This is a genomic window from Aeromicrobium sp. (assembly GCF_036676885.1).
In the GTDB taxonomy this organism is placed as follows: Bacteria; Actinomycetota; Actinomycetes; order Propionibacteriales; family Nocardioidaceae; genus Aeromicrobium.
Map to the genome: position 1 here is coordinate 1 of NZ_JAKFCB010000286.1, position 12380 is coordinate 12380.

The 12380-nt window shown below is 67.2% G+C and carries 13 protein-coding genes and 1 tRNA gene; 7 read left to right on the forward strand and 7 right to left on the reverse strand.

Annotated features, from left to right (window positions below; genetic code table 11):
• A partial coding sequence (locus V6M46_RS12920; RefSeq protein ID WP_332665734.1) for an SRPBCC family protein occupies positions 1–191 on the reverse strand: 191 nt, incomplete at its 3' end.
• A 48-nt stretch (positions 192–239) separates the two neighbouring features.
• Here V6M46_RS12920 and V6M46_RS12925 point away from each other — a divergent pair.
• Both V6M46_RS12925 and V6M46_RS12930 read left to right on the forward strand, forming a co-directional pair.
• Positions 240–698: a phosphatase domain-containing protein gene (locus V6M46_RS12925; protein WP_332665736.1), complete on the forward strand. Its 459-nt coding sequence runs from the start codon at positions 240–242 to the stop codon at positions 696–698.
• A 116-nt stretch (positions 699–814) separates the two neighbouring features.
• Positions 815–2872 (forward strand): PhoX family protein, encoded by a 2058-nt coding sequence (locus V6M46_RS12930; protein WP_332665739.1) that lies wholly within the window; start codon positions 815–817, stop codon positions 2870–2872.
• On the opposite strand, the gene V6M46_RS12935 is transcribed toward V6M46_RS12930, so the two are convergent.
• Positions 2869–3174: a GNAT family N-acetyltransferase gene (locus V6M46_RS12935; RefSeq protein ID WP_332665742.1), complete on the reverse strand. Its 306-nt coding sequence runs from the start codon at positions 3172–3174 to the stop codon at positions 2869–2871. The genes V6M46_RS12930 and V6M46_RS12935 overlap by 4 nt on opposite strands.
• A 150-nt stretch (positions 3175–3324) precedes the next feature.
• On the opposite strand from V6M46_RS12935, the gene V6M46_RS12940 reads away from it, so the two are divergent.
• Positions 3325–3795: a DUF3145 domain-containing protein gene (locus V6M46_RS12940; protein ID WP_442880517.1), complete on the forward strand. Its 471-nt coding sequence runs from the start codon at positions 3325–3327 to the stop codon at positions 3793–3795.
• Between the two features lie 4 nt (positions 3796–3799).
• Here the strand turns inward: V6M46_RS12940 and V6M46_RS12945 are convergent, their stop codons facing one another.
• Positions 3800–4621, reverse strand: a complete 822-nt coding sequence (locus tag V6M46_RS12945) for an acyl carrier protein (protein ID WP_332665747.1) — start codon at positions 4619–4621, stop codon at positions 3800–3802.
• A gap of 89 nt (positions 4622–4710) precedes the next feature.
• Between V6M46_RS12945 and V6M46_RS12950 the strand changes: the two genes are divergently transcribed.
• On the forward strand, positions 4711–5667 hold the full coding sequence (locus V6M46_RS12950) for an alpha/beta fold hydrolase (protein WP_332665750.1): 957 nt from the start codon (positions 4711–4713) through the stop codon (positions 5665–5667).
• Here V6M46_RS12950 and V6M46_RS12955 read toward each other — a convergent pair.
• Positions 5660–7240 carry a phosphatase PAP2 family protein gene (locus V6M46_RS12955; protein ID WP_332665752.1) on the reverse strand — a complete coding sequence of 527 codons (1581 nt, stop codon included), beginning with the start codon at positions 7238–7240 and terminating at the stop codon, positions 5660–5662. The two genes, V6M46_RS12950 and V6M46_RS12955, sit on opposite strands and share 8 nt — an antisense overlap.
• A 59-nt stretch (positions 7241–7299) precedes the next feature.
• Positions 7300–10056 (reverse strand): pyruvate dehydrogenase (acetyl-transferring), homodimeric type, encoded by a 2757-nt coding sequence (gene aceE, locus V6M46_RS12960; protein ID WP_332665755.1) that lies wholly within the window; start codon positions 10054–10056, stop codon positions 7300–7302.
• A 128-nt stretch (positions 10057–10184) separates the two neighbouring features.
• Between aceE and V6M46_RS12965 the strand changes: the two genes are divergently transcribed.
• From V6M46_RS12965 to V6M46_RS12975, 3 genes are all read left to right on the forward strand, one after another.
• Positions 10185–10571, forward strand: a complete 387-nt coding sequence (locus tag V6M46_RS12965) for a DUF3052 domain-containing protein (RefSeq protein WP_332665758.1) — start codon at positions 10185–10187, stop codon at positions 10569–10571.
• Between the two features lie 112 nt (positions 10572–10683).
• A complete protein-coding gene (locus tag V6M46_RS12970; protein WP_332665761.1) occupies positions 10684–11145 on the forward strand; it encodes a peroxiredoxin in 462 nt (153 codons plus the stop codon).
• Positions 11146–11307: 162 nt separating this feature from the next.
• Positions 11308–11384 (forward strand) — tRNA-Val (locus V6M46_RS12975).
• Between the two features lie 55 nt (positions 11385–11439).
• Here V6M46_RS12975 and V6M46_RS12980 read toward each other — a convergent pair.
• The gene (locus V6M46_RS12980) at positions 11440–11823 is read right to left on the reverse strand and encodes a hypothetical protein (RefSeq protein WP_332665762.1); all 384 of its coding nucleotides are present in this window, start codon (positions 11821–11823) and stop codon (positions 11440–11442) included.
• 107 nt (positions 11824–11930) lie between these two features.
• Positions 11931–12362 carry a CBS domain-containing protein gene (locus V6M46_RS12985; RefSeq protein ID WP_332665765.1) on the reverse strand — a complete coding sequence of 144 codons (432 nt, stop codon included), beginning with the start codon at positions 12360–12362 and terminating at the stop codon, positions 11931–11933.
• Positions 12363–12380 lie beyond the last annotated feature (18 nt).

Here is a 12380-nt window from a genome sequence, read left to right on the forward strand (position 1 = left end):
TCGGTGATCGTGGCGTCGAACTCGCGTGTCACCGGGCCGACCTTCGTGACCCAGTGCAGGTGCTTGTCGTCCGACTGCCGCACCTCTTCGACGCCTTCCATGAACTCCGGGAACGACTCGAACTGCGTCCACTGGTTGTACGCGGTCCGTACGTCGACATCGACGTCCACTGCTTCGGTGATGGTGCTCATTCGATCTCCTTCACTTCGGGGGTATGCGTGGGAAGTACCCGAACTGCTGTGGCTTACACGTCGGGCAGAATGAGCGGCATGCGCGATGCGGTGATCTTCGACATGGACGGCACGCTGTGCGACACCTCGAGCATCGAGCACTTCATCGAGGGTGACGAGAAGGACTTCTGGGCTTTCCACGCTGCATCCGCGGACTGCCCGCCTCGTACGGAAGTTGTCGACGCAGCGAAGGCCGAGCACACGGCTGGCCGAGCGATCGTGGTCGTGACATCGCGCGAGTTCCAGTGGCGCGACACGACGTTGACGTGGCTGACGAAGCACGACGTGCCGCACGACGCGGTCTACATGCGGATCGTCGGCGACTACCGCAAGGACGTCCTGATCAAGGCCGACATCCTCGAACAGATCAAAGCCGACGGGTTCAACGTGCTGGCGGCGTGGGACGACAAGCCGGCTGTGCTGGACCTGTGGCGCGAGAACGGCATCGAGGTCAACGTCGTCGGGTGACTGCGGACCCCCAACGGGGCTTGTCCATCCAGAGTTCACCTCGCGTTGGTCCGCGCGGTGATCTCCCGTCCTAGCGTCGGGCGCAGACACGCCGCACCCTTTCGGGAGGACCCCAGATGTTCACGATCGAAGACCGCTCCGCTCACAACTCCGGAAGGTCGTCCCTGACCTGCCTCTACCGCTGTGGCAATGCCTGCGCGAATGATGCGCCCAACTGCTCCGACAACGAGTACTTCGGCGACATGATGCGCGCGGCGGTCTCCCGACGTTCGGTGTTGCGCGCGGGCGCGGTGATCGGGGCCGTGGGGCTCGCCGCGCCGGTGCTGGGAGGCGGCAGCGCCGCTGCTGCGACAAGGGGCAGCGCCACTGCTACGTCGGGGTTGAAGGCATCGCCGACATTCGCGCCCGGTCTCGAGTTCGCCACCGTTGCCCCCAACGTCGTCGACGACGTCGTGATCCCCGAAGGCTTCGAAAAGGGTGTCGTCATCGGATGGGGCGACCCACTCTTCAAGGGTGTCCCGGCGTTCGACGTGCACGCACAGACCGCTGAGGCACAGCGCAAGCAGTTCGGGTTCAACAACGACTACCTGGCACTCCTGCCGTACGGTCGGGACACCAAGCTGATGGTGGTCAACCACGAGTACACCAGCGAGACGATGATGTTCCCCGGGTATGACCCCGCCAACCCCACACGTGAGCAGGTCGAGATCGCTTGGGCGGCGCACGGACTCGCCGTCGTCGCCGTCAAGCTGGCCGACCGCAACGGGTCGCTGCGACCGATCGTGGGAGACGGCAAGAACCGCCGCCTGCACACCGGCTCGGAGTTCGAGCTGACCGGCCCGGCCGCCGGACACGAGCTCCTGCGTACGACGGCCGATCCAGCCGGTCGTACCGTCCTGGGAACGCTCAACAACTGCGGCGGCGGCCTCACGCCGTGGGGAACCTGGCTGAGCGGCGAGGAGAACTTCAACCAGTACTTCGCCAACGCGGCGACGGTGACGGAGCCGGTCCAGGCAGCGCGGCTCAAGCGCTACGGTCTGGGCGGTACGGCGACCGAACGCAAATGGGAGCGGTTCGACGACCGGTTCGACATCGCCAAGGAGCCCAACGAGCCGAACCGCTTCGGGTGGGTCGTCGAAGTCGACCCGTACGACCCGCACTCGACGCCGAAGAAGCGCACGGCGCTGGGGCGCTTCAAGCACGAGGCGGCCGAGCCCCGCATCACGAGCGACGGCCGAGTCGCGGTCTACATGGGTGACGACGAGCGCTTCGACTACTTCTACAAGTTCGTCTCGGACAAGAAGGTGGCTCGCGGCCAGAATGCAGCGGCCCGCCGGCGCAACGCATCGCTGCTCGACGAGGGCACGCTGTACGTCGCGAGGTTCACCGGCGACTCAGGCCCGGTCGACGGGTCCGGCCAGCTCCCCGAGGACGGCCTGTTCGACGGTTCGGGCGAGTGGATCCCGCTCGTTCGTGGCACCCAGTCCTTCGTCGATGGCATGAGCGCCGCGGAGGTGCTGCTGTTCACCCGCCAGGCCGCCGACAAGGTTGGCGCCACCAAGATGGACCGCCCCGAAGACGTGGAGCCCAGCCCACGTAGCGGCAAGGTCTACATCGCCCTCACCAACAACAGCAACCGCGGCGCCACAGGCGCGGCCGGCGCTGACGAGGCCAACCCGCGCAACAGCAACAAGCACGGCCACGTCATCGAGCTCACCGAGGCGCAGAACGACTCCGGCGCCACGACGTTCGGCTGGAGCGTCCTGCTGCTGTGCGGCGATCCGCAGGACCCGTCGACGTACTTCGCCGGCTTCGACAAGAGCCAGGTGTCGCCGATCTCGTGCCCCGACAACCTGGCGTTCGACGGCTACGGCAACCTGTGGATCTCGACCGACGGCAACGCCCTCGGCTCTCACGACGGGCTGTTCGGGCTCGCGCTCGAGGGCAGCTACCGCGGCCAGGTCAAGCAGTTCCTCAGCGTGCCGAACGGTGCCGAGACGTGCGGTCCGCACATCGACCGGGAGCGCGTCATGGTCTGCGTCCAGCATCCCGGTGAGGTCTCAGGAGCCTCGGTCGAGGCGCCGGCGTCGACCTGGCCGGATGGCCCGGGCTCCGTGCCTCGCCCGGCAGTCGTCGCGGTCTGGCCCAAGCGCCGCCGTCGCGGAGGTCTCTAGAGCCCGAACGTGTCTCTCTGGTCCTCGGGCACGAGCTCGGTGAACTCGGGGTGGTCGCGGATGACCTTGGGGACGAACGGACAGTAGGGCAGCACCGTGCCGCCCCGGGCAGCGATCTCGCTCAGCGCCTCGCTGACCAGCTCGGTGCCGAGGCCGTGGCCCTCGTACCGCGTGTAGATGCGGGTGTGCGGGATGGCGTACTCGTCGCCGTCCTTGCGATAGTCGAGGAACCCCGCGAGCTCGCCGTCGACCGTGATCTCGAACCTCGACGAGGCGGGATTGTCCACCACAGTGGTCGTCATCCGACATTCCCTTCGGCCGAGATGTTGTCCGTACACGAGAACATGCGTCACAATGGTCTCAGGTGCTCCCAAGACGCTGGGGAAGGCGACACTAGGGAGGCACCGATGAATACGTCTTCGCCGACCACCCCGACCCGGGGTGTTCTTTTCGTGCACTCAGCCCCGTCTGCGCTGTGCGCGCATGTCGAGTGGGCTGCATCCGGCGTGCTCGGTGGCACTCCCGACATCGCCTGGGTGCCGCAGATGGCAGAACCCGGCACCTACCGCGCCGAGCTGTCGTGGCAGGCCCCAGCCGGTACGGCCGCCGCCCTGGCGTCGGCGCTGCGTGGGTGGGACAAGCTGCGCTTCGAGGTCACCGAGGAGCCCACGGCGTCCACCGAGGGCGCGCGCTACTCCTACACGCCGTCCCTCGGCATCTTCCACGCGATGGCCGGGCTGCACGGCGACATCCTGATCCCGGAGGACCGCATCAAGGCCTTCCGCGTCAAGGTCGCGCTGGGCGAGGTCGACATGGACACCGCCCTCGACGGGTTGCTGGGCACGGCATGGGACGCCGAGCTCGAGCCGTTCCGTCACGCCGGCGACGGCGCGCCGGTGCGTTGGCTGCACCAGGTGATCTAGGGCTTTAGCCGATCTCGACCGTCACGGCAGGCGTCGCCTTGTCGGTCTGCTTGTTGAGCAGGCGGAACTGCCGCTCACCTGTGCGCGAGGTGTAGAGCTCGGTCTTGAACCGGCCACCCTTGCGCGTCGTCGTCTCGATCGGGAAGTCGTCCCAGTCGCTGCCTTCGTCCTTGACCTGCACCTGCAGCTCGGCGCCCTCACCGGCGGCCGGGAAGATGCCCTCGAGGACGAACCGCTCGCCGGGGGCGACCTGGGGCTTGGAGGCCTCGATCGTCGGCTCCGGGACGTTCGGCTCGGTGGTGCTGGTCTGGGTGGGTTCCGGCTCGGGTGTCGTGGTCGGCGCCGTGGAGGGGGCTGTGGTCGGGTTGCTGATGGGCGGCAGGTCGACGGAGCTGATGCCGGTTGCCTTGATGAGCGCGGATCCGCCGAAGCCGAGGCCCGCTCCCACGAGCACGCCGGCGACGACGAACCAGAAGATCATCCGTTCGGCCACCCGGCGTCGTTGGACGTGCTCCCAGTCGCGGACCGGTGGGGCAGGGGACTCCAGCGTGGTCGGCACCCGGCCGCTGCGCGCCGGCGTAGTGGCGCCGTCGTGGTGGACGACCGCGTCGATCGCGTCCTGGACCGTCACCAGGCTGTCGACGGAATCGTCGGAGAGGTAGACATCGAACCGTCGGCCCAGCTCGTCCGCCAGCTCCACGATCGTGAGCGAATCGGTGCCGAGCTCCTTGAGGCTCGCCCCCGGCACGACGGCGTCGGCGGGACAGCCGACGACACGGACGAGGATGTCCGTGAGCTGTTCGTGGACTGACGAGGGGGAAGGCACGCGTTGAGTCTAACGAGCGGTGTGGGCGATCACGCACACCACGCAGGGGTTGCCTGGGCCGCCGGAACGGGCCGCCCTAGGATGTTCGGATGGAAAGCGTCGAGGACGTCCAGTACCTGGTGGTGCATGGCTATCGACGTGCTTTCCGCATCTCCGGCTCCGGCCCCGCATTGCTCCTGCTGCACGGTCTCGCCTGCGACTCGTCGACCTGGCTCGACGTCATTCCGACCCTGTCGGAGCACTACACCGTCATCGCGCCGGACCTGCTGGGTCACGGCGAGTCCGACAAGCCCGATGCCGACTACTCGCTCGGCGGCTACGCGAACGGCATGCGTGACCTGCTGACGGTGCTCGGCATCGACAAGGTGACGGTCGTGGGGCACAGCTTCGGCGGTGGGGTCGCGATGCAGTTCGCCTATCAGTTCCCGGACCGCACCGAGCGGGTCGTGCTCGTGTCGACCGGCGGCCTCGGCAAGGAGGTCACGCCGCTCATCCGGTTCCTCACCGTCCCGGGCAGCAGCGCGGCGATCGCCGCAGCGACGTTCCGGCCGTGGCGCCCTCTCGTCGCCGGCACCATGCGGGCGCTCTCGCGGACTCCTTTGGCCGTCACACGAGACCTCGACGAGGTCGCCCGCATCTACGAGTCCCTGGCAGACCCGGCGACCCGCAGGGCCGTCCAGCGCGTGACGAGCCACGTGCTCAACTGGAAGGGCCAGTTCGTCACGATGACGGACCGCAGCTACCTGGCTCGCCTGATGCCGGTGCTGGTCGTCTGGGGCCGCGACGACATCGTCATACCGTCGAAGCACGCGGACTCCGCGCCGACTCAGGTCTCCGATGTTCACGTTCTCAATGACGCCGGACACTTCCCCCACAAGGACCATCCGGAGGAGTTCTGCCGCCTGGTGACGGCGTTCATCGAGTCGAACGCGCCGGCGCAGTACCACCGCGGGCGCTGGCGTGCGCTGCTACGTCGTGGTGACCAGTACACCCTCGAGAGCGTGCCGGCGGTGCCCGACGAAGGTGCCGCCCCCGCGATCAGCTAGGGACGGCGGGCCTCGACTCGAGCGGGGGCGGGGCCTCGATCGTGGCCTGCTCCTTGCGGCGTTGTCGCTTGGTGTTGCCCGTCGCCCACGCACCGATCGCCACGGCGGCCCAGCCGATGAAGGCTCCGGCCACGTCGTCGGCGAGGTAGTGCCAGCCGAAGTAGATCGTCGCGAGCACCACGAGGCCGAGGTAGACCCAGCCGATCAGCTGCACGACCTTGCGCTGGTTGGTCGCGCGCAGGAACAGAGCGGCCGAGACCACGACGGACACGTGCAGCGACGCGAAGCCGGCGATGCCGTACGTGCTGCCGCCGGCCGGGTCTTCGTAGAACTTGGTGGCGGCGCGGAACAGACTTCGTTGCAGCTGTTCGGCGCTGGTCTCCGGAAGGTCTGCGAACATCGCGGGCTGCACGAAGGCCGGCCCGAACGTCGGGAAGATGTAGTAGCTGATGACGCCGAGGACCCAGTTGAGGCTGAGCGCTGTCGCGTACCAGGCGCCGAGCGAGAGGTCCTTGCCCCAGACGAGGAACGCGCCGAGCGTCAGCGGGATCAGGGGCAGGTAGGCCACGTAGATCACGGACAGGACCTGGGCGGCGAACCCGGTGCCCAGCAGGTCGTGGAGGACCGGAGCGGGGTTGTGGTTGAAGAACAGGAAGTAGTCGATGTCCAGCATCTGCTTGTCGAAGTGCACCCCGGCGCGCGCCAGCGGCAGGTCGCTCTTGAGGTTGCGATAGCTGACGTAGCAGACGTAGAACGACACCAGTCCCAGGACGATGTAGAGGACGCGCTTCCACGTCCACTCCTCGCGGATGATGTCCATGAACATGAACAGCCGCGGGGGCGTCTCGCGGGCGCGCAGCGGCGTGAGGTCCTCAGGGATGCGATTGGCCTCGAACCGCCGGGCCGCAACCAGACGGTCGGCGCCGTTGGTCGTGAGCCACAGCGGGATCAGCAGGATGCCGAGCCACACCCAATCGCCGATGTAGGGATGGGCGTACGCCACGACGGCGCGTGCGGCCAGCAGCGGCAGCACGATCCTGAGGCCCTGGCGGATGAGGGCGCGGCGCCAGGTGAGGGGTCGCAGCGTGGACTCGTCGAGCACCATGATCTCGGTCAGCCGCGAGATCGTTGTCATGCCCGTGGCGGTCTGGCTGCGGAGCTCCATGGCGGCGAAGGCGGCAACGAGCGCCACCGCGACGACGACGACGGCCACGCGTCCCGTGGTCGAGCCTTCGGCCGCCGACCAGCCGATCGCCGCGACACCCGCCACGAGGCCCCAGAAGAACGTCGTGACGAATGCGTCGAGCAGTCGGCTGGTGATCGGCGAGCCGTAGTCGAGGGATCGACGCCACTCCGGGGTCTGGGCGTACGTACGCCGGGACCGCCGGAACGCCGGCGGGACGATGCCTGCGGCGAAGAACAACAAGCCGATCACCGGTAGCCGGATGTAGGCAGGGCCGAGGAATCCGTCAGGATCGCGCAACGGGACGTCGTAGCGCTCCGACGCGATGTAGGCCGCCAGTCCGACGAGAACTGAGAGGCACACCGCGAAGGTGTAGGGCTGACGACGCATGAACGCCATCCTATTAGGCGACCCTGAGAGGTCCTTGTGAGGGCTTGTCTCCCTGCGGGTCAGGCGTCTCCACCCTCCTGCGGTACGTCGGCAACGGCCGTCGGGTCGTCGATGCGGAACCGGTTGAACGCCTCACGGACGGTCTCGGGTCGCACCGTGCCGCGCTGGGCCAGTGTCTGCAGGACCGACACGACGATCGACTCCGCGTCGACCTGGAACGTACGCCGCGCGGCGGCTCGCGTGTCCGCGAAGCCGAAGCCGTCGGTGCCGAGCGACTGCCACGGACCGGGCACCCAGCGGGCGATCTGGTCGGGCACGGCGCGCATGTAGTCGCTGACGGCGACCGTCACGGCGGACGTGTCCATGAGCTTGACCGTGATGTAGGGCATGCGGCTGTACTCGCCGGGGTGGTTGAGGTTCCACTTCTCGGCCGCCACGGCGTCGCGGGCGAGCTCGTTCCACGACGTCACGGACCAGACATCGGCCTCGACACCGTAGTCGGCGGCCAGGATCTCCTGAGCCTTGAGCGCCCACGGCACGGAGACACCGGACGCCATGATGCGCGCCGAGGCCTCGCCGCCGGTCGCCTTGCGGTAGATGTAGGCGCCCTTGAGGATGCCCTCGACGTCGACGTCCTCCGGCTCGACGGGCTGCTGGACGGCCTCGTTGTAGACCGTCAGGTAGAAGATGACGTCCTCGCCGTGGGGGAACGCCTCCGTGGAGCCGTACATCCGCTCGAGGCCGTACTTCATGATGTGGCTGATCTCGAAGCCGTACGCCGGGTCGTAGTGCACGACGGCCGGGTTGGTCTGCGCGATCAGCGGCGAGTGGCCGTCGGCGTGCTGCAGGCCTTCGCCGGTCAGCGTCGTACGACCGGCAGTGGCGCCGATCAGGAAGCCACGGGCCAGCTGGTCGGCCATCGCCCAGATCGAGTCGGCGGTGCGCTGGAAGCCGAACATCGAGTAGAACATGTAGACCGGGATCATCGGCTCGCCGTGCGTGGAGTACGCGCTGCCGGCCGCGGTCGCCGAGGCCATCGCCCCCGCCTCGCTGATGCCCTCGTGCAGCAACTGGCCCTGCGCCGACTCCTTGTAGGCGAGCAGCAGCTTGCGGTCGACCGCCTCGTACGTCTGGCCGGCCGGGTTGTAGATCTTGGCCGACGGGAACATCGAGTCCATGCCGAACGTGCGGTACTCGTCGGGCGCGATCGGGACGATGCGATGGCCGATCTCCGGATCCTTCATGAGATCGCGCAGCAGGCGTACGAAGGCCATCGTCGTGGCGATCTGCTGCTTGCCGGAGCCCTTCTTGAGCTCGTCGTACATCTTGTCCTCGGGCAGCTTGAGGCTGACCGGGTTGACGACGCGCTTGGGCAGCGATCCGCCGAGCGCCTCGCGACGGGCGCGCATGTACTGCATCTCCTCGCTGTCCTCACCCGGGTGATAGAACGGCGCGATGTCGCTGCCGTCGATCTGGGCGTCGGAGATCGGGATGTTGAGACGGTCGCGGAAGCCCTTGAGGTCGTCCTTGGTGAGCTTCTTCATCTGGTGGGTCGCATTGCGGCCCGCGAACGACTCGAGCAGCCAGCCCTTGATCGTGTGGGCCAGGATGACGGTCGGCTGACCCGTGTGCTTCTGCGCAGCGTCGAACGCGGCGTAGACCTTGCGGTAGTCGTGGCCGCCGCGGGGGAGACGCTCGATCTCCTCGTCCGACAGGTGCTCGACCATCTTGCGCAGGCGCGGGTCGGGGCCGAAGAAGTTCTCGCGGTTGTAGGCGCCGGACTCGACCGAGAGGGTCTGGAACTCGCCGTCGGGCGTGCGGTTCATCTGGTTGACCAGGACGCCGTCGGTGTCGCGGGCGAGCAGGTCGTCCCACTCGCGGCCCCAGACGACCTTGATGACGTTCCACCCGGCGCCACGGAACGTGGACTCGAGCTCCTGGATGATCTTGCCGTTGCCGCGGACGGGCCCGTCGAGCTGCTGCAGGTTGCAGTTGACGACGAACGTGAGGTTGTCGAGCTCTTCACGGGCGGCGATGCCGATCGCGCCGAGCGACTCGGGCTCACCCATCTCGCCGTCGCCCAGGAACGTCCATACGTGCTGCTGGCTCGTGTCCTTGATGCCGCGGTTGTGCAGGTAGCGGTTGAAGCGAGCCTGGTAGATCGAGTTGATCGCTCCGAGGCCCATCGAGACCGTGGGGAACTCCCAGTAGTCCGACATGAGGCGCGGGTGCGGGTAGGACGACAGGCCGTTGCCCGGGCCGTGCGAGTGCTCCTGGCGGAAGCGGTCGAGCTGCGTCTCGCTGAGACCGCCCTCGAGGAACGACCGGGCGTAGATGCCGGGCGCCGCGTGTCCCTGGAAGTAGATCTGGTCACCGCCGCCGGGGTGGTTCTTGCCGCGGAAGAAGTGGTTGAAGCCGACCTCGTAGAGGCTGGCCGCCGACTGGTAGGACGCGATGTGTCCGCCGACGCCGAGGCCCGGGCGGTTGGCGCGGGACACCATGACGGCGGCGTTCCACCGGATGTAGGACCGGATGCGGCGCTCGATCGCCTCGTTGCCGGGGAACCACGGCTCGCGCTCGGGCGGGATCGTGTTGATGAAATCGGTGCTGCGCAAGGCGGGCACGCCGATGTTCTGCTCGCGGGCGCGCTCCAGCAGCTTGAGCATGACGTAGCGTGCCCGGCTACGGCCGCGGCTGTCGATCATCTCGTCGAGTGAGCTGACCCACTCTGAGGTCTCGTCCGGGTCGATGTCAGGCAACTGGGTCGGCAGACCCTCGTGAATGACTGCCGGTCGTTCGGGGCCGGATTGCGGCATGCTTGCTCCCTAAGAAGTCTTGTGGACGTGTCCATCATTCCACCCCGGGTTCGCTACTGTGTTAGCGGCAACAGTGCTGACGAACCTACTTTTCAGTAGGTTTTCCACAAACGTAGGGAGACATCGCGGTGGACGCGGGCAAGTTGGGCTTCGGTCCTGACACCGTCATCCAGGAGCTGGGCTGGGATGAGGACGTCGACGAGGAGCTCCGTGTCGAGATCGAGCGCGTCACCGGCAACAACCTGGTCGATGGTGACCATGGTGATGTCGTTGACGGCGTGATCGTCTGGTGGCGCGACAAGGACGGCGATCTCATCGATGCGCTGGTCGACGCGCTGCAGGATCTCGTCGAGGGCGGCTCGGTCTGGTTGTTCACTCCCAAGGTGGGCCGACCGGGTTACGTACCCGGTGCCGACGTCGTCGAGGCAGCGCCGATCGCCGGCCTGTCGACGACCACGACGTCATCGGCCTCCGAGGACTGGGCCTCGACCAGACTCACGGCGCACAAACGCTGAGACCGAGCGAGCTCTGCGCTGACCGAGTGGATCGCGCCGATCGAGTGAGCCCGAGGGACGAGGGCTCGTATCGAGATCAAGCGATCCACGACGGCCGTCTACCCTCGACCCCATGAGCCTCGACGTCGGATCTGTCGCGCCGGACTTCACCCTCAAGAGCCAGCACGGCGAGGACATCACGCTCTCGTCGTTCCGCGGCGAGAGGAACGTCGTCCTGGTGTTCTTCCCGTTCGCCTTCAGCGGCATCTGCGCAAGCGAGCTCGGCGAGATCCGCGACAATCCGGACGTTTTCGAGGGTGCCGGTGCGCAGGTGCTCGCCGTTTCCTGCGACCACTTCTTCGCCAACCGAGCCTTCTCGGACCGTGACGGATACACGTTCCCGATCCTCAGCGACTTCTGGCCGCACGGCGAGGTCGCCAGGGCGTACGGCACGTTCAACGACGATGCCGGAGCGCCGAACCGCGGGACATACGTGATCGATCGTGAGGGCCTCGTGAGGTGGAAGGTGCAGGTGGGAATCGGCGACCGGCGCGATCTCTCGGACTACCGCACGGCACTGGCCGAACTTTCCTGAAATCTTCCCAAATTACCTGCGGGTGAACCCACCAATACGGTTTGATTGAGATGCCGCGGCTGCCAGGGACCCGAGACCTTGGCAGCCGCGGTTCCTGCTTGTCCCGACGCCCGCGAATGCGGGTCTTGCGCGCCGCTTGCGGTATCGTTCCGCTGGTCCTGCGGGCGAATAGCTCAGTTGGTTAGAGCATCCGGTTTACACCCGGAAGGTCGGGGGTTCGAGTCCCTCTTCGCCCACCACACGACAGTGACCCCGGCAGTTCCTTGGTCGGGGTCGCTTGTACGTGGAGGTGTCTCAGTCGCAGATTGACGCGACGAGGTCACGTACCTGCTGGAAGCCGGTGACCTTGCTGGTGCCGTCGTCCTCGATCTGCGCGACCACAGTGACGCCGTAGGTGCCGACCAGCTCGTCGAAGGCCTTCTGGGTGTCACCGTCGACCAGGGCCACGACCCCGAGGCGGGTGCTCTGCGAGAAGCGGACCACGTAGTCGTCGGATGCCAGGCCGCCCACCTGCTCGATCGTGGTCTTGGCGTCCATCGAGGAGCGGTCCCGGTCGCACGCCACGTCCTTGACGGTGTACGCCGTGGGGGTGGGACGTGCGGGCTTGGCGTCCGGATTCGAGGAGCAGCTCGCGAGCGCGAGGCAGCCGACCAGGACGATGGTTGCGCCTCGGAACATGCCCCAACCGTGGCCGACTCCCGGTGCACCCGCAACAACGGGGACGCTGCGCCGTATGCACGTGGGCCCCCGGCCGCGCCCGCGACCGGGGACGCAGTGGGGCCGGATCAGCCGTCGTTGCTGGGCGCTCCGGAGATCGCCTCGACGAGCTCGCCGACGCGGTCCTCGGGCAGATTCTTTGCGATGTCCGCCTGGCTGACGATGCCGACCAGGTCGTGACCGTCGATCACCGGCAGGCGGCGAACGGCGTGCTCCGTCATGGTGTGGAGCGTCTCCTCGATCGAGTCGTCGGCGCCGATCGTGACGGGCTTGCCCTGAGCGAGATCGCCGGCGGTCATCGTGTTGGGGTCGCCGTCTTCGGCGAGGCAGTTCACGACGATGTCGCGGTCGGTGAGCATCCCCTTGAGGCGCTGGTCCTCACCGCAGATCGGGAGCGCACCCACGCCGAGGTCGCGCATCTTCTTGGCGGCCTGTACGAGTGTCTCGCCGGCGTCCACACACTCGACGCCTCCGGTCATGATGTCTCGCGCTGTAGTCATGAGTGTCTCCATCCAGTT